This is a genomic window from Streptomyces sp. NPDC045470 (assembly GCF_040646595.1).
Classification (GTDB): domain Bacteria; phylum Actinomycetota; class Actinomycetes; order Streptomycetales; family Streptomycetaceae; genus Streptomyces.
The window spans coordinates 134,986-155,904 of record NZ_JBEZAN010000005.1 but is presented as its reverse complement, the minus strand read 5'-3'; the positions used below and the strand labels follow the sequence as shown (position 1 = coordinate 155,904).

Here is a 20,919-nt window from a genome sequence, read left to right as displayed (position 1 = left end):
CACCGTGGCGGTACGGGCGATGCGGGTGGGGTTCGTCGTCGGGTGTGTCGTGCTCTGGACGGTTCCGCTCTGGCTGCTGGTGGTCAACCTCGCGACTCCGGCCGGGCGTTACGCGGGACGGCCGGAGTGGACGCCGCAGGGCTTCGCCGTGCTGGAGAACCTGGGGACCGCATGGAGCACGGCGGGGATCGGGGACAGCTTCGCCACCTCGCTGCTGTACGCGACGGTGTGCGGCGCGGCCGCGGTGCTGGTCGCGGCCATGGCCGCGTTCGCCGTCGTGATCCTGCCCGTACCGGTGCCGGCGTTCTGGTTCTGGCTGGTCTACTCCGGGACGCTCTTCCCGCTCCAGATGTTCCTCGCGCCGCTCTTCGGGCTCTACGCCGACACCGGCCTGTACGACACCCGGCTGGGGCTGCTGCTCGTGTACGCGGCCTGGGCCGTGCCCTTCGCGTTCTTCCTCGTCCGCAACCAACTGGCCGCCATGCCTCCTGAGGTGACCGAGTCGGCCATGCTGGACGGCGCGTCCCACCGGCGGATCTTCTGGCGCATCCATGTCCCGCTGGTGCGGCCCGCGTTGGGTGCCGCCTTCCTCTTCCAGTTCACCGCCGTGTGGAACGACCTGCTCCTCGGCATCACGCTCAGCCGCAGCCGGGGTGTCCAGCCCGTGATGGCGACCCTGACCACGCTCAACGACGTCTACAGCGCCGCGGGGCCGCCCGTCGCGCTGGCCGGTGCGCTCGTCGTGTCGCTGCCCACGTTGCTGCTGTTCGTGATGTTCCGGCGTCTGTTCCTGCGCGGCGTCGCCGCGACCGCGGGCTGAGGGGCCGTACCGGGACCGGCGCCGAGGGTGGGCACGGGGCACCCGGGCACGGTCCGTCCTGGTGGCGGTGTACGCCGTGGACCAGCCTCGGAGAGCAGGCAATCGAGCCCCGGAACAGCAGCTTCGAGAGGCAGTACACGACATGAACGCGAACACCTCCGTGCCCACGCGCACCGGCCCGGCTCCCGGCGCCGGCACCCGAGGGGGCGCGGACGGCAAGGCCGTCCTGATCACCGGCGCGAGCAGCGGCATCGGCGCGGCCACCGCGCGACGGCTGGCCGCCGACGGGCACCGCGTCTTCCTCGGCGCCCGCCGCACCGACCGGCTGGCGGAGCTGGCCGGCCGGATCGGCGACGCGGGCGGCTCGGCGGCGTACCGGCGTCTGGACGTCACCGACGCCGCCGACGTGCGGTCCTTCGTCGACGCGGCGCACGCCACGTACGGACGGGTGGACGTCCTGGTCAGCAACGCCGGTGTGATGCCGCTGTCGCCCCTGGAGGCGCTGCGGACCGAGGAGTGGGACCGGATGCTCGACGTGAACGTCCGCGGCGTGCTGCACGGGATCGCCGCCGCCCTGCCCGTGATGCGGGCGCAGGGCGGCGGGCACTTCGTGAACATCGCCTCGGTCGGCGCGTACGAGGTGTCGCCGACCGCCGCGGTCTACTGCGCCACGAAGTTCGCGGTGCGCGCCCTGTCCGAGGGGCTGCGCCAGGAGTCCGGGGGAGACATCCGCGTCACCGTCGTCTCCCCGGCGTCACCGAGTCCGAACTCGCGGACGGCATCGGCGATCCCCTGGCCCGGCAGGCGATGCGGGCCTACCGCGCGGTGGCACTGCCGGCCGCCGCGGTGGCGGACGCCATCGCCTTCGCGGTCGGCCGGCCCGCGGACGTCGACGTGAACGAACTGGTCGTACGGCCGACGGCGAGCGCCCGGTGACGTTCCGGCGGCGCGGGCACCGCCGGAACGTCAGGCCAGTGAGCGGAGCCACTCGACGAGGATCCGGTTGACCTCCTCGGGTCGCTCCTGCTGGATCCAGTGCCCGCAGTTCTTCAGCAGGTGGTTGGCCGACAGGCCGGGGAGCGTGCTCGGGAACGCCTCGATGGCGTCGGCCAGCCAGGTCGTGGAAGCGTCGCGGTCGCCGCCGATGTACAGCGAGGGCTGGGTGATCGGCGCGCCGTCCCAGGCGGCGAGGTCCTCCCAGTCCCGGTCGGCGTTGCGGTAGCGGTTGAGCCCGCCGGTGAGGCCCGTACGCTCGAACTCCTCCACCATCGCGTCGAATTCGTCCTCACTGAGCCAGGCCGGGCGGACACCGCGGACGAACCGGTCGGACATCTTCTTGCCCGGCGGGACGAAGAAGCAGCTCGGGACGGCCCCGGGGCCCATGGTGTCGGCGGACAGGCTGGCGTAGCAGCCCGCCAGCCAGCCGCGTACGTCGGGCTCGATCTCCGCTTCCGCGCGGCCCGGCTGCTGGAAGTAGCTGACGTAGACCTCTTCGTCGCCGCCCATCATGGCGAAGACGTCCGACGGCCGGACGCCGTTGCGGGGCGCGTAGGGCACGCCGAGGAGTCCGACGGCGGTGAACGTTTCGGGCTCGGTCAGTGCGGTGTTCGCGGCGATGGTGGCGCCCCAGTCGTGGCCGACGACGGTCGCGGTCCGCTCCCCCAGGGCGTGCACGACCGCGACGTTGTCGGCGACGTGCGCCGTCATCCGGTACGCCGCGACATCGGCGGGCTTCGAGGAGCGCCCGTAACCGCGCACGTCGACGGCGACCGCGCGGAAGCCCGCAGCGGCCAGCGCCGGGAGCTGGTGGCACCAGGAGCGGCAGGTCTCGGGGAAGCCGTGGAGCAGCAGCACCAGGGGGCCGGTGCCCTGCTCGACCGCATGGATGCGCCCGCCGGGGACTTCCACCGTCCGGTGCTGGACAGGGGGCAGTGTGTCGGTGCGCTGGTGCATCACGGGCTCCTCGCTCGGTCGGCGGACGGCGCCGGTTCCGCTGCGCCGCTTCCGCGATCATCCGTGACGGGCGGCCCTTCCCCCCAGGCTTTTTGCCGGTTCGGCAAAGAGGGCGGGTACGGGGGCGCCGCACCTGGTGTGCGGCGCCCCCCGTACCGTGCGGTCAGCGGCCCGAGGCGGCCGCCTCGGACTCCGTGGCCGCCCCCGCCAGGGACCGCAGCGCCGCCGGCAGCGTCCCGGTGTGCACCACGCCCAGCCGCTGTGTCGCCCTGGTGAGGGCGACGTACAGGTCGCTGGTCCCGAACCCGGCCGGTTCGACCACGAGCACGGTGTCGAACTCCAGGCCCTTGGCCTGCCGGGGGTCGAGCAGGACGACCGGGCGGGTCAGGTCGAGGTCCGCGCCGGTGGACACGTCCGGCAGGGCGGCGGAGAGCGCGGCGGCCAGGGCCGGGTGGTGGGCCCGCGGGGCGATGACCGCGAGCCGGCCCTCCCCCGGGCCGCCTTCCGCCGTACCCCCGTCGCCGCCCTCCCCCGCTTCCGCCGGACGGGACCGGGAGCCGTCGGCCGTCTCCCGTACGACCGCGTCGGCGACCGCCCGCGGCAGGTCGTCGGCGGTGGTGGCGAGGGCCCAGGGCCGTACGCCGGTGGAGCGGATGGAACGCGGCGGCTCGAAGGAGGCGTCCGCGGCGCGGGGCACCTCGGCCGCGATGTCCATGATCTCGCTGGGGGTGCGGTAGTTGACGCCCAGCCGGACCAGTTCCCAGCGGTCGTCCACGTACGGGGCGAGGATCGACTCCCAGGCGCCGCAGCCGCCCGGTTCCGCGGTCTGCGCCGGGTCGCCGACCAGCGTCATGGAGCGGGTCGGGCAGCGGCGCATCAGCAGCCGCCACATCATCGCGGACAGTTCCTGCGCCTCGTCCACGATGATGTGGCCGAAGGCCCAGGTGCGGTCGGCCGCGGCCCGTTCCGCGGCGCTGCGGTGGTCGGCCTCCTCCTGCCGGTCCGCGAGCCGGTCCGCGTCGATGAGGTCGTGCGCGGCCAGCACCTCGGAGTCCTCGTCGTCCTTGTCCTCGAACTCCTGGGTGCGGGAGCCGTAGGAGAGGTCGAGCACGCCCTGCGCGTACTTGATGCGCTCCTGGCGTTCCGCCTCCTGGGCGGCGCGGGCCGCGGAGTCGTCCTCGCCGAGGAGTTCGGCGGCCTCGTCCAGCAGCGGGACGTCCGCGGGCGTCCAGACGTCCTCCTCCGGCCAGGGGCCGTGGTGGCCGTTGGACCGCCGGATGGCGTCCGCGTCGGCGTCCGGGAGGTGGACGGGGTCGGCGAGGAAGTCGGCGACCAGTTGCTGCGGGGTGAGTTCGGGCCACAGCTCCTGGATCGCGGCGTGCACGTCGGGGCTGGCCGCGACCGCCTTGCCGAGCTGGGCGACGTCGTCCGGGCCGAGGAGGTTGGGCCCGCCGTACGGGTCGGCGCCGATCCGGTCGGCAAGCTGAGCGGTGAGCGCGTCGATGACGTGGAAGGCGAAGTAGGGACGGGCGAGGTTGTGCGGCAGCCGGGTGGTGCGCGCGTGTTCCCGGGCGGCGGCCGCGATGTCCGCGTCCAGCAGCAGTTCGCCGTCCTCGTGGTCGATGACGAGGGCGGGGTCGGGCAGGGCCTGCCGGTCGCGTACGAACCGCGCCAGCGCGTCCGCCATCGCCGCACTGCCCTTGACCTCGGCGGCGCGTGCGGTGTCGGTGCCGGTCGCGGTGACGCCGGGGAACAGTTCGGCGGGGGTGGCGAGCAGGACGCCCGTCTCGCCGAGCGAGGGCAGCACCTCCTCGATGTAGCCGAGGAAGGCCGGGTTGGGGCCGACGATCAGCACGGCGCGGCGGGCGAGCTGCTCGCGGTGCGCGTACAGCAGGTACGCGGCGCGGTGCAGGGCGACGGCGGTCTTGCCGGTGCCGGGGCCGCCTTCCACGACCATGACGCCGTGGTGCGGGGCTCGGATGATCCGGTCCTGTTCGGCCTGGATGGTCTGCACGATGTCGTGCATCCGGCCGGTGCGGGCGGCGTCGAGCGCGGCCAGCAGCACGGCGTCCGCGTCGGAGCCCTCGTGGCCGGTGCGTTCGGCGTCGGTGAGGTCCAGGATCTCGTCGTGCAGGGCGGTGACCTGCCGCCCCTGGGTGGTGATGTGGCGCCGGCGGCGCAGGCCCATGGGGGTGTGGCCGGTGGCGAGGTAGAAGGGGCGGGCGACGTCGGCCCGCCAGTCGACGACCATCGGCGTGCGGTCGGCGTCGTCGCGGCGGATGCCGATACGGCCGATGTGGTGGTCGGCGCCGTCACGGAACGCGAGGCGGCCGAAGCACAGGCCGTTCTCCCCCGCGTCGAGGGCGGCCAGCAGCCCGGACTGTTCGGCGACCGTCACATCGCGTTCCAGCCGTGCCTGGAAGTTGTTCCCCTCCAGCGGCAGCGCGCGCTGGACGGCGGACTCGGCCCCGGCCCGCAGTTCGGCGAGGCGCCCGTAGAGCAGATCGGTGAATTCCTGCTCCTGCCGCAATTCCTCGTTTGACAATTCAGCTCCGCTCCGATACCGTGTTCTCTAGTGGCTAGTCATGTATTGAAGAATTACCCAGACATGCAAACGCCCAATATACCCAGAGATTCACCCCGGCCGCCAATGCGGACCGGGTTTTTTTATGGGCGCGAAGGCCCACGTTCAGCCCCCACGGCACACAGCACCCTGAGCGCCCATCCGAAACTTGCAGAGGTTTCTCTGCAACCTCTGTGCAGAGATCTCTCTGCAACCTATGCTGCTGCCATGTCCGACCAGCCCCGACCCGCCCCGGAGCACAGCGCCGCCACCGGCCCCGCGCACGCCCGCCCCGCCCGCCGCCTGGACGCCCGCAGTCTGCGCGGGCTCGCCCACCCGCTGCGGATGCGCATCTTCGAACTGCTCACCCTCGACGGCCCGGCCACCTCCGCCCGGCTCTCCGAACGCCTCGGGGAGAACACCGGCACCATCAGCTGGCACCTGCGCCATCTCGCCGAACACGGCTTCATCGAGGAGGAGACCGGACGCGGCACCAAACGCGAGCGCTGGTGGAAACGGGTCGATGTCACCAACGATCTCCATACCGCCGACTTCCACGACGATCCCGATTCCCGGGGCGCTCTCTCCGTCTATCTGCATGAACTGGTGCAGCAGTACTTCAACCGCGTCACGGACTACGTCGCCGAGAAATGGGACCAGACCTGGCGGCAGGCGGGCACCGTCGCGGACTGGCACGACCTGCGGCTGTCCCCCGCGCAGCTCAAGGCACTGAACGCCGAACTGTTCGAGGTCGTCGCGCGCCACACCCCCGCGCCGGACGCCGAGGCCGCGCCGGACGCGCTCCCCGTCGTCGTACAGCTCCAGTCCTTCCCGCGCAGAGAGCGGGGCGACGCGTGAAGCGGAACACCGAGCGGCGCGGCAGCCTGCTGCGGCGCCACCGCGACTTCCGGCTGCTGTGGTGCGGCGAGACCGCCGGCAAGTTCGGCGCCTCGGTGACCGGAGTGGCGATGCCGCTGGTCGCCGTGTCCACCCTGCACGCCGGGGCCTTCGAGGTGGGGATGCTGAGCGCCGCCGCCTGGCTGCCCTGGCTGGTCATCGGTCTGCCGGTGGGCGCCTGGGTGGACCGGCTGCGGCGCCGGCCGGTCATGCTGACCGCCGCCGCGGTCTCGTGCGTCCTGTTCGCCAGTGTGCCGGTGGCCGCGTGGTGCGGGTGGCTGAGTACGGGCCTGCTGCTGGCCGTCGCCCTGCTGACGGGTACGGCGACGGTCTTCTTCCAGACCGCCTACACCGCCTACCTGCCCAGCATCCTGGCCCCCGACGACCAGGCCGAGGGCAACGCCAAGCTGCACGGCAGCGCGTCCGCCGCGCAGGTCGCCGGGCAGGGCTCCGGCGGTCTGATCACGCAGGCGGCGGGGGCGGTCAACGGGATGTTCGCCCAGGCCGCGACCTTCCTCGTCGCGCTGCTGTGCCTGTCGGGCATCCGGCACCGCGAGCCCCGCGCCGAGCGGACGGAACGGCGCCCCGGCGCACTCGTCGGCGAGGTCGGCGAAGGGCTGCGGCTGATCGCGGGCGATCCCTGGCTCCGTACGCTGACCCTGTTCGGCGCCGCCTCCAACCTGGCCCTGATGGGGTACCAGGCCGTCCTGGTGATCTTCCTCGTCCAGACCGTCGGCCTGTCCCCCGCGGCGGTCGGCGGTCTGGTCGCGGCGACCGGGACCGGGGGCGTGGTGGGCGCCTTCCTCGCCCGCCGGGCCGCCGTACGGGTCGGGACGGCCCGCGCGACGCTGCTGTTCGAGTTCGGCCTGGCGCTGTTCGCGCTGCTGATCCCGCTGACCACGGACGGCGCCGGGGTGGTGTTCTTCATCGCGGGCGGCTGCTGCGTCTCGGCCGGGGTGGTGGCCGGGAACGTGATCAAGGCTGGCTTCCAACAGCGGTACTGCCCGCCGCAGTTGCTCGGCCGGGTCACCGCCGGTTCGACCTTCCTCGGTTACGGCACGATTCCGCTCGGCGCGCTGCTCGGCGGTGCGCTCGGCTCCGCGCTCGGGCTGCGCGCGGCCATCTGGATCACCACCGCGGGGATTCCGCTGGCCGCCGTGTTCCTGCTCTGCTCGCCGCTCCGGCGGGCCCGTGACCTGCCGACGTCCCGTCAGGAGCCGCAGGCCGAGGACGACGGGGGCGACGGGTCTCCGGCCGAGGGTGAGGGAGAGCCGGCGCTGCCCCGGTCGTGACGTACGGGGGCGGCGCGCCCGCCCCCGTATCACCCACGCCTCCGTATCGCGTGCGCCCCGTACCGAGTTGGTCCAGACCTATTGACGGCCTCCCTGGGTCACCCTACGGTTCGGGCAACGCACCGTGCAGTGCCTCCATCACCCCCCGCGCACCACCGGCACCACGCGTTCCTCCCCCGCGCTCCACCGCTCCCCCTCCTCAGTCCCCCCGGCCACGGCCGGAAAGGAGCACCCCATGTTCGGTCGGGCGTCCCGCCTGCTCGGCATCGGCCTGGCGACGGCCTGCGCCGTCCCACTGCTGACCGCCGCGGCGCCGAGCGCCGCACCACGGGAGACCACCTGTCCGGTCAAGTCCAAGCCCGCGGGCAAGGTGCTCCAGGGCTACTGGGAGAACTGGGACGGCGCGGCCAACGGCGTCCACCCGCCGTTCGGCTGGACCCCGATCACCGACTCCCGTATCGGCGCGCACGGCTACAACGTGCTCAACGCCGCCTTCCCCGTCATCCGCTCGGACGGCACGGTCCTGTGGGAGGACGGCATGGACGCGACCGTGAAGGTCGCGACGCCCGCCGAGATGTGCGAGGCCAAGGCGGCGGGCCAGACGATCCTGATGTCCATCGGCGGCGCCGCGGCCGGCATCGACCTCAGCTCCGCCAAGGTCGCCGACCGGTTCGTGGAGACGGTGGTGCCGATCCTGAAGAAGTACAACTTCGACGGCATCGACATCGACATCGAGACCGGCCTCACCGGCAGCGGCACCATCAACACCCTCTCGGCCTCGCAGGCCAACCTGATCCGCATCATCGACGGCGTACTCGCCAGGATGCCCGCGAACTTCGGCCTGACGATGGCCCCGGAGACCGCGTACGTCACCGGCGGCAGCGTGACCTACGGCTCGATCTGGGGCGCGTACCTGCCCATCGTGAAGAAGTACGCGGACAACGGCCGCCTCTGGTGGCTCAACATGCAGTACTACAACGGGAGCATGTACGGCTGCTCCGGCGACGCGTACTCCGCCGGCACCGTCCAGGGCTTCACGAAGCAGACGGACTGCCTGAACAAGGGGCTCGTCATCCAGGGCACGACCATCAAGGTCCCCTACGACAAGCAGGTCCCCGGCCTGCCGGCGCAGCCGGGCGCGGGCGGCGGCTACATGTCGCCGGGGCTGGTCAGCCAGGCGTGGAACACCTATCGGGGCGGGCTCAAGGGCCTGATGACCTGGTCGCTGAACTGGGACGGCTCGAAGGCGTGGTCGTTCGGCAACAACGTCAAGGCGCTACAGGGACGCTGATCCCCGCAGCGCGCCGGGCGGACGGTACGCGGGCGGGCCCGGTCACCGGACCGGGCCCGCCCGCGTATCCGCTCAGCTCCCGCTCCCCTGGGACGCTCAGCTCTCGCCCTCCTGGGAGGGGTGCAGGCCCAGCATCTCCAGGAGCATCTTCAGCTCGTCGGCGTCACGGGCCTGACCCGCCAGGGTCAGCCGGGCCTGCCGCCGTACGGTGTCCGCCTCGGCGTCCTCGGAGGCGGCCGGGTCGGTCTGGTTCTCGCTGCGGTGGTCTTCCTTAATCATCCCCGCCATTGTCCCATCACCCGCGAGGTCGCCGGCGCCCCGGGGGCCGGTCCGGGTCCGGACCGGCCCCCGCGCGGAGGACCAGGACCCGCGCAGGCGAATTCTGAACGCGTCTTCAGAATTTCCCGAACCCGCCGCCAGGCGAATCCTGAACGCCTCCTCAGAAATTACGGATTCCTTTCCCCGAACCCTCCCCAGGGCCGTCGGTCACCGATTTCCTGAAGAGGCTTTCAGCTTTCCGGAAATCTCGCGCAAGTTTTTGACCATGCCGCGCATTGCGTGCCATCATTCTTTTCGGCGCCGACCGTTCGAGGCCGTGACGCCCAGTGCCCAAGAATTCGAGGAGGTGGTCGTTGTGCAGTACGGCGATCCTCCCAGTCCCGCTGGCCGCCCTCCCCGCTGACCGGGCCGTACGGCCCGCGGCGTCCGTCTGCCGGGCAGCGCGCCCGCCCCGCGGCGACCCGCTTCGCCGCCGCGCCGGCCTGCCCGCACGAATTCTCTCGGGTACCTCCATGACGAAACTCCGCCAGTTCCCGTCCGGCGGCGCGATGCGCGCTGCCCGAATGCGCCCCGTGGATCTCTTCATCATCTGCGGCGTCGTCGCGCTCTTTTACCTCGTGGCCCGGGTCGGGGCCACCACCGACCAGCCTTTCCGTCCCGGAAATCCGCCGGCCGTCTCCACCGACCCCGGAAATCTGCCGTACTACGCGGCGCGTTCCGTCCTGCGGATGTTCGCCGGACTGGTGCCCGCGGTGCTCTTCACCTTCGTGTTCGGCACCTGGGCCGCGCGGTCCCGGCGGGCCGCCAAGGTGATCGTCCCGGCGATCGACATCCTGCAGTCCGTACCGGTCCTGACCTTCCTCAGCATCACCGTCACCGGCTTCGTCGCCCTGTTCCCGCACTCCACACTGGGCCTGGAGTGCGCCTCGGTCTTCGCCGTCTTCACCGCGCTGGTGTGGAACATGGCACTGGCCTTCTACCAGTCGCTCGCCACCCAGCCCCGGGAGCTGGACGAGGCGGCCCGGCTGATGGGGCTCACCCGCTGGCAGCGGTTCTGGAAGCTGGACGTGCCCAGCGGCATGATCTCCCAGGTCTGGAACGGCATGATCAGCTTCGGTGCCGCCTGGTTCGCGCTCAGTGCCTCCGAGACGATCAGCGTCAACCACCGTGACAACGCCCTGCCGGGCATCGGCTCGTACGTGGCCCAGGCCCTGGACGACGGCGAAGGCGCCCGGGTCGCGCTGGCCGTCGTCGTGATGATCGTGACGGTGGTGTCGGTCAACTTCTTCTTCTGGCGGCCGCTGACGGCCTGGGCCGAGCGGTTCCGCACCGAGGAGTGCGAGATCGCCGAGCAGCCGCGCAGTTGGTTCCTGGAACTGCTGCGCCGCTCCACCCTGCCCGGTCACCTGGCGCGTGCCCTGCGCCCGGCCGGTGAGCGGCTGGACCGTGCCATGCGGGTGCTGGGCACCGGCCGCGGACGGCTGCGGCACGACGCCGCGCGCCGCAGGGCGGCCGACATCGCCTTCACCGTGCTCTACACCGCGGCCGTCGCGGCCATCGTCTGGAAGGCGTTCTCCTACGTCCTGGCGCACGTGCCGCTGCCGGAGATCGGCCACGACGCGCTGCTGGCGCTGGTCACCTACGGCCGGGTGCTGCTGCTGGTCGCCTTCTCGACCGTGGTGTGGGTGCCCGTCGGTGCCTGGATCGGGATGAATCCCAAGGTCAACCGGATCGCCCAGCCGGTCGTGCAGGTCCTGGCCTCCTTCCCGACCAACTTCGTCTTCCCGCTCGCGGTGGTGGTGCTCGGCGCCTCCGGCATCTCGCTGAACTGGGGCTGCATCGTGCTGATGGCGCTGGGCGCCCAGTGGTACGTGCTGTTCAACGTCATCGCGGGGGCCGGCGCCATCCCCGGCGACCTGCGCGAGGCCGCCGCCGACCTGGGGCTGCGCGGGTGGCTGCGCTGGCGGAAGCTGATCCTGCCGGCCGTCTTCCCCTCCTACGTCACCGGGGCGCTGACCGCGTCGGGCGGTGCCTGGAACGCCTCGATCCAGGCGGAGACCGTCAGTTACGGCACCACCACGCTCACCGCGTTCGGCATCGGCGCGTACATCCAGCAGGCCACCACCGACGGCGACTTCGCCCGCAACTTCCTCGGCGCCGTCCTGATGAGCGTCTACGTCGTCGTCATCAACCGGCTGTTCTGGCGGCGGCTGTACCGCTTCGCGATGAAGCGCTGCGCGCTGTAGCGGTGCGCGCGGCCCGGCCGCACCCGGCCAAGGGCCCCGCCCGGCCCCGCCCCGCCGTCGGCCACCTCCCCACTTCACCACTTCACCACCTCGGAGCCTCACCATGAACACCTCCGTCATCAGCGTCCGCAACCTCCGCAAGACCTTCCCCGGCCCCTCCGGCGGTGTCCTGCCGGTCCTCGACGACGTGACCTTCGACCTGTACGAGGGCGAGGTCATCGCCCTGCTCGGCAAGTCCGGCTCGGGCAAGTCGACGCTGCTGCGCCACGTCGCCGGACTGCTCGCGCCCTCCGGCGGCACCGTCCACTACCGCGAGAAGCCGGTCACCGGCCCGAACCCCGGCACGGCGATGCTGTTCCAGTCCTTCGCCCTGATGCCGTGGCTGACGGTGCAGCAGAACGTCGAACTCGGCCTCCAGGCCCGGGGTGTGCACGCCGTCGAACGGCGGGGCCGGGCGCTGCGCGCCATCGACATGGTCGGCCTGGACGGTTTCGAGAACGCCTACCCCAAGGAGCTGTCCGGCGGGATGCGGCAGCGGGTCGGCTTCGCCCGTGCGCTGGTCGTCGAGCCGGACGTGCTGCTGATGGACGAGCCGTTCTCGGCCCTGGACGTGCTGACCGCGCAGACCCTGCGCAACGAGCTGCTGGACCTGCTCGCCCACCCCGACTCCCCCACCCGCACCGCCCTGCTGGTCACCCACTCCATCGAGGAGGCCGTCCAGCTCGCCGACCGGATCCTGGTGCTCGACACCGCCCCGGGCCGCGTCAAGGCCGAGCTGCGCGTCGCCCTGCCGCGCCCGCGCGACCGCCGCGACCCGGGCTTCGAGGCCCTGGTCGAGGACGCGTACGAAGCGCTGACCGGCCGGCGCACCGCGGCCGCGCCCGACGACGCGGTCGCCCAGGACCCGCTGCGGGCCGCCGGGCCGCTGCCGGACGCCTCCGTGGAGGCCCTGACCGGTCTGCTGGAGTTCCTGGACACCCGCGGCGGTTCGATGGACCTGGCGGCGCTGGCCGACGCGCTGTCGTACGAGGTCGACGACCTGATGCCGCTGGTCGAAGCGGCCCAGTTGCTCGGCTACGCCAAGGTCACCGCCAACCGGCTGCACCTCACGGTGACCGGCCGCGGCTTCGCGCGCGCCGACATCCTCCCGCGCAAGCACCTGTTCGCGGCCGCCGCACTCGCCAACGTCCCGCTCGTCGCCACCATCCGCACGCTCCTGCTGGCCTCGGCGAGCGGTCGGCTGCGCGAGCCGTACCTGGTCGGCCGGCTCTGCGGCCACGTCCCCGAGCACGCCGCGCGCCGGCAGCTCGCCACGGCGGTCACCTGGGGCCGCTACGCCGAGCTGTACGAGTACGACGCCGACGACCGCGTCCTGCTGCTGCCCGCCGAGCACCGCCCCGCGAACGCCGCCTAGCCCCACGGACGCCCAGGACGCCAGGCGGTGGCATCCCGGGCCGACGGGAGCCGTCATCCGCGAGTGGCTCCGGCCCGTACCCGAGGAGAAGCACCATGCACCAGCGCCAGCGCAAGACCGCACCCGGCTCGTCCGCGAACCGCACCGGCGTGGCGGAGGGCATCCGCGTCCTGCTCGCCGTGGCCGTCCTCCCGGCGGTGGTGGTGGCCGCCGTCGCCCTGTCGCCGCCGGCCGCCACCCGGCTCATCTGCGCGGGGCTCCTGGGGGCCGGCTGCACCGCGGTCGGGTTCGCCGTCGCGGGCTGGCGCTGCCTCTCACGCCGTACGGACGGGCGGCGTCGGTGAACCGGCGGCGGGGGCCGGCCCGGGGCGCTGCCGGTGCCCGGCGGCGGCCCGGACTCCGGACGGCCGTACCGGCCCTGCTCCTCGCCGCCCTGCTGGCCTTCCCCGGCCTGCTGCCCAACACGCCGGGCCATCTGGGCAGCCTGGTCGAGACCGCGCTGCCCTGGTTCGGCGCCGCGGTCCCGGTCCTGCTCGGGTGGGCGGCGCTGCGCCGCTCCGTGGTGGGGGTGGCCGCGGCGCTGGTGCCCGCGGTCGTGTGGGCCTGTCAGTTCCTGCCGGGTTACCTTCCGGGAGGGGACGGCGCGCGGGCCGACTTCCACGTCCTGACGTACAACGTCGGCGGCGACCGCACCTCCCCCGCCGACGTCGCCCGGCAGGTGACCGGCACGGGCGCCGACGTGGTCGCGCTGGAGAAGGTCCCGGCAGCCGCCCTGCCCGCGTACGAGAAGGCGCTCGGCGCGGCCTACCCCCACCACACCACCGCGAACACCCTGGGCCTGTGGTCGCGTCACCCGGTGCGTGAGGTGACGGCCCTGGACCTGGGCGGCGCCTGGCCGCACGCGATACGGGCCCTGGTCCGTACCCCCGGAGGCGACACCGCCTTCTACGCCGTGCGCCTGCCGTCCGTACGCGTCCGCGCCGACGCGGGCTTCACCACAGGGGCACGCGATCGCAGCGCGGCCGAGCTGGCGTCCCGGATCGGCGCGGACCGGGCCGCGCGCGTGGTGCTGCTGGGCGATCTGAACGGCAGTCTGCGCGACCGGGGCCTGGCGCCGCTGGCCCGGCAGCTCGCCTCCGCCCAGCGCGCCGCCGGGCGGGGCCCGGGCTTCACCTGGCCCGCGGCGTTCCCGCTCGTCCGCATCGACCACGTACTGGTCCGCGGGCTGCGCACCACCGGGGCCACCGTGCTCCCCGACCGCCTCGGCAGCGACCACCGGCCGGTGCTGGTGGGGCTGCGCGGGTGAGCGCCGGGTTTGTCCGGGCGGGCCACCGGACACCCAGTGTGCGTACGTTCGAAGCGATCTCCAGGAGGCGTCCATGACAGCGCAGATCGACGACGGGCTGTGGGACGAGTTCCACAAGGCCGTCAACATGACCTCACGTGAGCTGCGGGAATGGCTGAGCGTCGAGTCCGCGGGCGAGAACAGCGAGGAGGTTCCCGACCGGGCCGGGCGGCCCCTGGGACGGCAGGTGCTGGAGATCCTGGGCAAGCGCCGCACCGACCTCACCGGCAGCGACGCCGAGGCGATGCGCCGCGTCGTGGAGATCGTCGGCAGCCAGCACCCGGAGGGCACGGACCCGAAGGCCGGCGGCGCGGACTGGCGTCATGGCCTGATGGACATCGGCCACGACCCGCTGAAGGAGTGAGCACCGGGCCGCCCCGGCTGCACGGCGGCCCCGTACCGGGCGCTTGTCCCGTACCGGGCGGCCCGTACGGCTCAGCCCCGTAGCGCCCTGGTGCGCAGCGCCAGCAGCGCCTCGAAGCGGAACCCTGGGTCGGCGAGCCGGCCGTCGAAGAGCGCGTCCAGGTGCCGCAGGCGTTTGCGGGCCGTCTGCGGGTGGATGCCGAGGGCCCGGGCGACCTCGGGGGCGGTACGGCCCCAGGACATCAGGAGCGCTTCGAGCGTCTCCGCCAGCCGTGCCGCCCGGCCCGCGGGCAGCCCGTCGAGGACGCCCAGTGCGCGGTCCCCCAGCAGGCGCCCGATGTGCGCGCCGCCGAGCAGATGGACGTCGGCCAGCCGGTCGCCGACGGTCAGGAACGCGCCGTCCGGCGCGCCCGTGTCCCGGTGGTGGTTGAGCGCGAGCCGTACGCAGACGAGGGACAGCCAGGCGTCGCGCGGCGCGACGGCCGGTCCGAGCGCCGCGGTACGGCCGCGGACCGCGGCGCGTACGTCCGCGGTCCCGGCGGGGCCGCCGCCGGTCGGCTCCGGAAGGACCGCGACGAGATCGGCGCCGCGCGGCAGCACCAGCGCGTCCGGCCACGGCACGGTGCGGCGGCTGCCCGCCGCACCGCGTACGACGAGGCAGGCGACCTCGGCGGGCAGTGGCCAGCGGGCCCGCGCCGCGAGGGGTTCGAGCGGTTCGCGGGCCGCGCCGTGCGGCTGTTCCAGCAGCGCCTGCGCCAAGGACCGCCGACTGCGCTGCACCTCGTCCTCCGCGTGGGCCTGGGCGGCGACGAAGCCCCTGACCGCCTCGTTGGACAGGGCGTTGATGTGGGTCAGTACGGCTTCGTGCAGCGGCAGGACGATCTCGGTGGGCAGCGAGGCCGTACGGGCGATCTCGGCGTAACGGCGTCCGCCGACCCGCGCGCCGACCCGGAAGGCGGCCTGGAGCCCGTCCGTGGTGCGCCCGTTGAGGAACTCCACGCGGCCCAGGTGGCGGAAGTGCCGTACGTGGTGGCCCTGTGGACTCTCCGGGGCCTCCGTCAGTTCCGCGAACTGGCGCATCGCGCGGCACACCGAAGCGACCAGGTCCCGGCCCACGGAGGAGTCGAGCGGGCGCCGGTAGGCGGGCACTTCCCGGCGGATGGCCTCGACCATCCCGGAGGCGATGGCGTCGATCCGGGGGCGCAGCAACGCGCCGAACACCGTGGGCAGTTCGTGCCAGGGGCCGCGCGCGAACGTGTCACCCGGCGTTGTGTGCATCGCGGGTCTCCTCCGGACCGTGGACGGCGGGACGCGCATGTCCCCGGGCCGGGATCGTGCCCTCTCCCGGCCCCGCCGGTCCAGCCTTGTGCGGGCGGTCGCACGAGCCGTCCCGCCTCCGGGCCGCTGTACGGAGGCTGCGGCGGCTGACCCGGTGGTGTACGGAAGTGTCACGCGGATGACACCTTTCCCCTCTCCTCACCGCTTTCCCTGGTGCCACGGGCCGTACGGCGCGAACGTGGTCCCGACATGACGCGCCGGTAGCTTCCCGGACGCCGCACGCACCACGCGGCCCCGGTACGCCGGTCCGGCGCCGTGGTGTCCGCCCTTGTGGCGCCCGTACCGAACCACGGCATGAGGAGAACAACTGATGCGCAGCAACGGGACCATGCGCGCAAGACACCGGAGACGTCCGATCGCCCCGCTGACCGGGCTCGCGGTGGCGGCCGGCCTGGTGCTGGCCGGAGCCACCGCGGCACCCGCGACAGCCGCGGCACGCACGACGGCCTCGGCACCCACGACGGCCTCCGCGCCCGCTACGACCACCTCGGGCACGTCCACCGCCGCCGACCCCGTCGGCCCGCCGCAGGGCAACTTCCTGTCCGCCTTCCTCTACTCCACGACCCGGCCCACCGCCCTCCCCACCGGCGCCAACGACTGGACGTGCGAGCCGGGCCGCGCGCACCCCCGTCCGGTCGTCCTCGTCCACGGCACCTTCGAGAACCGGTACGCCAATTGGGCCGCTCTCTCCCCCAAGCTCAAGGACGACGGGTACTGCGTCTTCGCCCTCAACTACGGCGGGACCGAGGGCCCGGCCCTGGGCACCGGCGACATCGCCGCCTCGGCCCGACAGCTCGCCGCGTTCGTCGACCGGGTGCGGGCGGCGACCGGCGCGGACAAGGTCGACATCGTCGGGCACTCGCAGGGCGGCATGCTGCCGCGGCACTACATCAAGAACCTGGGCGGGGCGGCGAAGGTCGGCCGCCTGGTGGCCCTCGTCCCGTCCAACCACGGCACCTCGCTCCTCGGCCTGGGCCTGCTGGCCCGGCTGATACCCGGCGCGGACGTCGTCGTCGGCGCGGCCTGTCCCGCCTGCGAGCAGCAGATCGTCGGCTCGCGCTTCCTGAAGGAGCTGAACGCGGGCGGCGAGACCGATCCGGACGTCGACTACACCGTGATCGCCACCTGGTACGACGAGGTCGTGACCCCGTACACCTCGGCGTTCCTGGCACCGGCCCGCAACGTCAGCAACCAGACGATCCAGAGCCACTGCCTTCTCAACACCACCGCCCACATCAACATCACCTACGACCGGACGGCGACCCGCCTCGTCCAGAACGCCCTCGACCCGGCCCACGCCCAGCGCCCCACCTGCTGAGCCGGTACGGCCCCGGTGGGCGGGCGGGCCACCGGCCCCGCCCGGCCGCCGGGGCTCCTGGGGCCGGGCGGGCCGGTGGTCAACGCGGGCCGCGAAGGCTGGCAGTATCGAGGGATGGCAGAACAGATCACAGCCGCGTGCGACGGGGCGTCGAAAGGGAACCCCGGGCCCGCGGCCTGGGCATGGGTCGTCGGGGACGGCGCGGGGACGGTGGAGCGCTGGGCGGCCGGCCCGCTGGGCACCGCGACCAACAACGTGGCGGAACTGACCGCGCTGCGGGAGCTGTTGGCGGCCACCGACCCCGCCGTGCCGCTCCAGGTGCGGATGGACTCGCAGTACGCGATGAAGGCGGTCACCACCTGGCTGCCGGGCTGGCGCAAGAAGGGCTGGAAGACCGCGGCGGGCAAGCCGGTGGCCAACCGTGACCTGATCGTCGGCATCGACGAGCTGCTCACCGGGCGGACGGTGGAGTTCGTCTACGTACCGGCCCACCAGGTCGACGGCGACCCGCTGAACGCGGCGGCGGACGGCGCCGCCAGCGAGACCGCGCGCACCCAGCAGGCCATCGGCAGCGCCCTGGGCTCCGCGCTCCCCGCGCCGGAACCGGCCGGCGCGGCGTCCGGCGGGCGGCCCCGGCAGTCGTCGGCCGCCCGCGTCCCGTCCGCGCGGGCCGGCAAGGGCGCGCGGCCGCGGGGCGGTTCCGTCAAGGCGCGGTTCCCCGGCCAGTGCCGGTGCGGACAGTCGTACGGCAAGGGCGAGACGATCGCGAAGAACCCGGACGGGTGGGGTCACCCCGCGTGCGCCGGAGCGGCCGGATAGCACCGTACGCAGCCGCCCCGCGGGCCACCCGCGGGGCGGCTGCGCATCCGTGACTCCCGCATACGTACGGGAGAATGTGGTGCCGCTCGGCGGATCGCATGGCCACCGCCCCCGCCGCGGGCAATTCCTCGGAAATATGAGCGTGACGACCCGCTCCGACACTCGTATTGCTTTCTCAAAAGCTCATCCTATTTACTGACGAAAACGATTCAGTACCAGCATCGTCCTTGCCACGCATACCTCGTACGGGTGAAGTACGTGCCTGTTGACGCCGACGTACTCCACCAAGGCGGCCCATCGGTGGAATCCTTTCTGCCGTGATCAGGGAGCTGCCATTCGGGGAGCCCCATGACGCTGCAACCACCTCCCCCCGCCCCGCGTCTGCACCGCGCCGCATCCCGGCGGCGCCGTGCGCGCGGCCCGGGGACGGAATTGCGGAAAGAGTGGCTGGTAGAATTGAAGTTTTCTCGGTGTACAGCCCTGGTGGCCGCTGTAGGGTCGTTGGCGGCCGCCCTCACGGTCGGCGCCCCGGCGGCGACGTCCCAGGAGCCGCCGCCGGCCGCCGCGGACTCGTCCCGCTACGCCCACGCGGGCGAGCAGCGGGCCTTCCAGCACGAACAGCTCCCGCAGCGGGCCATGCCCGGCGGCAGGTCCAGGGGGGTCATCACCCCCATCGGCCACCAGGGCTTCCAGCTCCGGTACGACGGGTCGGACCGCGGACGCGTGCTGGCGCTCGAACGACGCCACCGTGAGCTGCGTCCGGCTTCCCTCACGTCCTGGCTGAACTCCCGTCCGCAGGCGGCGGTGCACCTGTCGCGCTGTCCGACCAGGGTGCCGCTGTCCGGCGCGGACGGCTTCTGCTGGCAGCGCGGGTCGGCGGACGACCTGGGCTGGGCGTACGTTCCGCAGGGGCTCACCGGGTCCGGTGAGGCCGAGCCGCGCTCGGGCCGCTGGCAGGGGCGCAGCATCGTCGCCGCGAGCTGGGCGTCCAGCTACGACCACCCCAGCGCCCCGCGCAACCCCGCGAACCGGCCCTGGCGCGGCGCCAAGCAGATCGACCACTTCATGAAGGTGTCCTTCACGGACGTCACCGACCGGGGACGGCCCCGGTACCGCAGTGCCCTGCTCGTGACCCCGCGGGGCCAGGGCGGGTTCACCGCTCTGAAGGGCCACGGCGACACCCTCTCCTGGTACGGCCCCTACCTCTTCCTGTACAGCAGCGAGCGGCTGCGCGTCTTCGACGTACGCCACCTGTGGGCCACCACCACGTCCTCCGGGCGCGTGGGAGTGCGCCGCGGCTCGGTGAGCGCCAACTGGCAGGCGGCGGCGCTGCCGCAGGTCGCGCAGTACTCCTTCGTCGGCCGTAACGGGTGCGGGAGCAGGACGGACGAGACGCCGTGCTTCAGCGGCGCCTCCATCGACCACGGTGCGTCGTTCGCGCCGTCGCTGGTGACCGTCGAGACCAGTTCGCCGACCTCCCGTGTGGTGCGCTGGCCGCTGAGCCCGTCGTCCCACCTGCTGCGCTCCGACGAGCGCGGGCTGGTACGGGCCAGTGCCGGGTACCGTGTTCCGCTGGCCGGACCGCAGGGCGTCGTCCAGCACGACGAACGGTTCTACTTCACCGCGATGTGCCCGGACGCCCGCCGGGTGTTCGGTGAGCCGTACTGCCTGTACCGGGGCGACTCGGGCGGTGCCGTGCGCGTGTGGAGCCGTACCCCGGCGGCCGCCGAGAACCTGTCGTACTGGCCCGCCACCGAACAGCTCTGGGTCTCCAACGAGTCCCCGTACCGCAAGTACGTGCGCCCCCGCCCCGAGCTGAACGGCCGTGTCGTCTACAACGTCCCGCTGTCGGACGACTGATCCCGTAAGGCTGATCCCGGACGTCTGATCCCGGACGGGCCCGTACCGGCCGACGTGCACGGCGGCCGGTACGGGCCCGCTGCCCTCCGCGCGCTCAGTTCTCCGCGCGGAGGGCATTCTCCTGCCCGCCGCCCCGGGCAGGGCGGGGCGGGCGGAGTTCGCCCGGTGTCCGGCCGAAGTGCTCACGGAAGACGCGGGTGAAGTGCGGCTGGCTGGCGAATCCCCAGCGGTGGGCGATGTCCGCGACCGTCAGCCGGGCCGACGCCGGGTCGGAGAGTTGCTGCCGGGCCCGTTCCAGGCGGCGTTCGAGGATGTGGCGGGACGGGCTCAGGCCGGCCCGCCGGAAGTCCCGGCTCAGCTGCCGCGTGGAGATGCCGAGCGCGGCCGCCACGTGGGCGGCGCACAGCCGGGGGTCGGCGAGGTGCCGGTCGATGTGGTCCCGGGCCAGCAGCAGCCGGGCGCCCCGGTCCGTGCCGTCCGGGCCGCCGCGTACGGCCAGGCAGTGCACCAGCTCCAGCACGCGGCGCTCGGCCGCCGCCGTGTCGCCGGGGTCCGGGCGGCCGAAGCGGGCGGACAGGACGGTTTCGAGGCGGCGCAGGAGCGGCGCCTCGGCCGCCGTACCGCTGCTGAAGACCAGCGGCGTGGGCACCCCGCCGGGCAGGCACCGCTCGGTGAACACCTCGCGGGGGACGTCCACCAGCAGTTGGCGCATCGCGGTGGGAAATCCGAGCAGGTACGAGCGGCGGGTGTCGTAGAGGACCAGGTCGCCCGTGCCGAGGGTGAAGCAGCCGCCGCTGTGCAGGAAGACCGCTTGGCCGGAGACGAGCAGCGAGGCGAAGACCGAGTCCTTGGGGGACGTCCGGCAGGTCTGGGGGCTGCGTTCGACGACGTGCTCGTTGCCGGCGATGTCGGCGAGCCGCAGACTGCCGAGCCCGGTGTCGGTCTGGGTGGCCGGCAGGCCGTCCTCGGAGTGCGGGGAGCAGCGCAGGCCGACCAGGGCCTGACGGTTGTAGTCCTCCCACAGGTCCACCCGGTCCGCCGGGGCGACGGACCGGGTGGACATACGGGAGTAGCCGGGGGCGGGATGTCCGGGCAACTCCGCCTCCTTGCCGTGAGCGAGC

At 73.1% G+C, this 20,919-nt stretch carries 17 protein-coding genes and 1 pseudogene; 13 read left to right on the top strand and 5 right to left on the bottom strand.

Translation table 11 applies throughout. The features are described 5' to 3' along the window. Positions 1-19: 19 nt before the first annotated feature. Together AB0A97_RS18045 and AB0A97_RS18040 are read left to right on the top strand one after the other, a co-directional pair. A complete protein-coding gene (locus tag AB0A97_RS18045; RefSeq protein ID WP_361151076.1) occupies positions 20-820 on the top strand; it encodes a carbohydrate ABC transporter permease in 801 nt (266 codons plus the stop codon). Between the two features lie 142 nt (positions 821-962). Beyond that, positions 963-1,756, top strand: a pseudogene (locus tag AB0A97_RS18040) (SDR family oxidoreductase). Between the two features lie 30 nt (positions 1,757-1,786). On the opposite strand, the gene AB0A97_RS18035 reads toward AB0A97_RS18040, so the two are convergent. Together AB0A97_RS18035 and AB0A97_RS18030 are read right to left on the bottom strand one after the other, a co-directional pair. Beyond that, the gene (locus tag AB0A97_RS18035; protein WP_361150528.1) at positions 1,787-2,773 is read right to left on the bottom strand and encodes an alpha/beta hydrolase; all 987 of its coding nucleotides are present in this window, start codon (positions 2,771-2,773) and stop codon (positions 1,787-1,789) included. Between the two features lie 163 nt (positions 2,774-2,936). Continuing rightward, positions 2,937-5,303: a UvrD-helicase domain-containing protein gene (locus tag AB0A97_RS18030; protein ID WP_361151073.1), complete on the bottom strand. Its 2,367-nt coding sequence runs from the start codon at positions 5,301-5,303 to the stop codon at positions 2,937-2,939. 261 nt (positions 5,304-5,564) lie between these two features. Here AB0A97_RS18030 and AB0A97_RS18025 point away from each other — a divergent pair, with 261 nt between their 5' ends. From AB0A97_RS18025 to AB0A97_RS18015, 3 genes are all read left to right on the top strand, one after another. After that, positions 5,565-6,194, top strand: a complete 630-nt coding sequence (locus tag AB0A97_RS18025; RefSeq protein ID WP_361150525.1) for a helix-turn-helix domain-containing protein — start codon at positions 5,565-5,567, stop codon at positions 6,192-6,194. After that, on the top strand, positions 6,191-7,525 hold the full coding sequence (locus AB0A97_RS18020) for an MFS transporter (RefSeq protein ID WP_361150522.1): 1,335 nt from the start codon (positions 6,191-6,193) through the stop codon (positions 7,523-7,525). Before AB0A97_RS18025 ends, AB0A97_RS18020 begins: the two co-directional genes overlap by 4 nt. 235 nt (positions 7,526-7,760) lie before the next feature. After that, complete coding sequence (locus AB0A97_RS18015; RefSeq protein WP_361150520.1) at positions 7,761-8,816, top strand: chitinase; 1,056 nt, start codon at positions 7,761-7,763, stop codon at positions 8,814-8,816. Between the two features lie 96 nt (positions 8,817-8,912). Here AB0A97_RS18015 and AB0A97_RS18010 read toward each other — a convergent pair whose 3' ends face one another. After that, complete coding sequence (locus AB0A97_RS18010) at positions 8,913-9,095, bottom strand: hypothetical protein (protein ID WP_361150518.1); 183 nt, start codon at positions 9,093-9,095, stop codon at positions 8,913-8,915. 512 nt (positions 9,096-9,607) lie between these two features. Between AB0A97_RS18010 and AB0A97_RS18005 the strand changes: the two genes are divergently transcribed. From AB0A97_RS18005 to AB0A97_RS17985, 5 genes are all read left to right on the top strand, one after another. Further along, positions 9,608-11,341, top strand: a complete 1,734-nt coding sequence (locus tag AB0A97_RS18005; RefSeq protein WP_361150516.1) for an ABC transporter permease subunit — start codon at positions 9,608-9,610, stop codon at positions 11,339-11,341. 103 nt (positions 11,342-11,444) lie between these two features. Continuing rightward, a complete protein-coding gene (locus AB0A97_RS18000) occupies positions 11,445-12,755 on the top strand; it encodes a nitrate/sulfonate/bicarbonate ABC transporter ATP-binding protein (protein ID WP_361150513.1) in 1,311 nt (436 codons plus the stop codon). Positions 12,756-12,850: 95 nt separating this feature from the next. Beyond that, complete coding sequence (locus AB0A97_RS17995) at positions 12,851-13,099, top strand: hypothetical protein (RefSeq protein ID WP_361150511.1); 249 nt, start codon at positions 12,851-12,853, stop codon at positions 13,097-13,099. Continuing rightward, on the top strand, positions 13,096-14,061 hold the full coding sequence (locus AB0A97_RS17990) for an endonuclease/exonuclease/phosphatase family protein (RefSeq protein ID WP_361150509.1): 966 nt from the start codon (positions 13,096-13,098) through the stop codon (positions 14,059-14,061). Before AB0A97_RS17995 ends, AB0A97_RS17990 begins: the two co-directional genes overlap by 4 nt. Positions 14,062-14,134: 73 nt before the next feature. Then, complete coding sequence (locus tag AB0A97_RS17985; RefSeq protein WP_361150507.1) at positions 14,135-14,464, top strand: DUF3140 domain-containing protein; 330 nt, start codon at positions 14,135-14,137, stop codon at positions 14,462-14,464. A gap of 71 nt (positions 14,465-14,535) precedes the next feature. On the opposite strand, the gene AB0A97_RS17980 is transcribed toward AB0A97_RS17985, so the two are convergent. Further along, positions 14,536-15,741 carry a helix-turn-helix domain-containing protein gene (locus tag AB0A97_RS17980; protein WP_361150504.1) on the bottom strand — a complete coding sequence of 402 codons (1,206 nt, stop codon included), beginning with the start codon at positions 15,739-15,741 and terminating at the stop codon, positions 14,536-14,538. A gap of 370 nt (positions 15,742-16,111) precedes the next feature. Between AB0A97_RS17980 and AB0A97_RS17975 the strand changes: the two genes are divergently transcribed. The 3 genes from AB0A97_RS17975 (at position 16,112) to AB0A97_RS17965 (ending at position 19,798) form a co-directional block, all read left to right on the top strand. Next, on the top strand, positions 16,112-17,119 hold the full coding sequence (locus AB0A97_RS17975; protein WP_361150502.1) for an alpha/beta fold hydrolase: 1,008 nt from the start codon (positions 16,112-16,114) through the stop codon (positions 17,117-17,119). 114 nt (positions 17,120-17,233) lie between these two features. Next, complete coding sequence (locus tag AB0A97_RS17970) at positions 17,234-17,938, top strand: ribonuclease H (protein ID WP_361150499.1); 705 nt, start codon at positions 17,234-17,236, stop codon at positions 17,936-17,938. A gap of 483 nt (positions 17,939-18,421) precedes the next feature. After that, entirely contained in the window at positions 18,422-19,798 is a 1,377-nt protein-coding gene (locus AB0A97_RS17965; protein WP_361150497.1) for a hypothetical protein, read from the top strand. A gap of 94 nt (positions 19,799-19,892) precedes the next feature. Here the strand turns inward: AB0A97_RS17965 and AB0A97_RS17960 are convergent, their stop codons facing one another. Then, entirely contained in the window at positions 19,893-20,894 is a 1,002-nt protein-coding gene (locus AB0A97_RS17960; protein ID WP_361150494.1) for a helix-turn-helix domain-containing protein, read from the bottom strand. Positions 20,895-20,919 lie beyond the last annotated feature (25 nt).

Excerpts from the sequence above, each read along its gene's own strand:
- AB0A97_RS18045 (WP_361151076.1), top strand. The coding sequence starts at position 20 with ATGCGGGTGGGGTTCGTCGTCGGGTGTGTCGTGCTCTGGACGGTTCCG.
- AB0A97_RS18035 (WP_361150528.1), bottom strand. The coding sequence starts at position 2,773 with ATGCACCAGCGCACCGACACACTGCCCCCTGTCCAGCACCGGACGGTG.
- AB0A97_RS18025 (WP_361150525.1), top strand. The coding sequence starts at position 5,565 with ATGTCCGACCAGCCCCGACCCGCCCCGGAGCACAGCGCCGCCACCGGC.
- AB0A97_RS18015 (WP_361150520.1), top strand. The coding sequence starts at position 7,761 with ATGTTCGGTCGGGCGTCCCGCCTGCTCGGCATCGGCCTGGCGACGGCC.
- AB0A97_RS18010 (WP_361150518.1), bottom strand. The coding sequence starts at position 9,095 with ATGATTAAGGAAGACCACCGCAGCGAGAACCAGACCGACCCGGCCGCC.
- AB0A97_RS18005 (WP_361150516.1), top strand. The coding sequence starts at position 9,608 with ATGACGAAACTCCGCCAGTTCCCGTCCGGCGGCGCGATGCGCGCTGCC.
- AB0A97_RS18000 (WP_361150513.1), top strand. The coding sequence starts at position 11,445 with ATGAACACCTCCGTCATCAGCGTCCGCAACCTCCGCAAGACCTTCCCC.
- AB0A97_RS17995 (WP_361150511.1), top strand. The coding sequence starts at position 12,851 with ATGCACCAGCGCCAGCGCAAGACCGCACCCGGCTCGTCCGCGAACCGC.
- AB0A97_RS17985 (WP_361150507.1), top strand. The coding sequence starts at position 14,135 with ATGACAGCGCAGATCGACGACGGGCTGTGGGACGAGTTCCACAAGGCC.
- AB0A97_RS17980 (WP_361150504.1), bottom strand. The coding sequence starts at position 15,741 with ATGCACACAACGCCGGGTGACACGTTCGCGCGCGGCCCCTGGCACGAA.
- AB0A97_RS17975 (WP_361150502.1), top strand. The coding sequence starts at position 16,112 with ATGCGCAGCAACGGGACCATGCGCGCAAGACACCGGAGACGTCCGATC.
- AB0A97_RS17970 (WP_361150499.1), top strand. The coding sequence starts at position 17,234 with ATGGCAGAACAGATCACAGCCGCGTGCGACGGGGCGTCGAAAGGGAAC.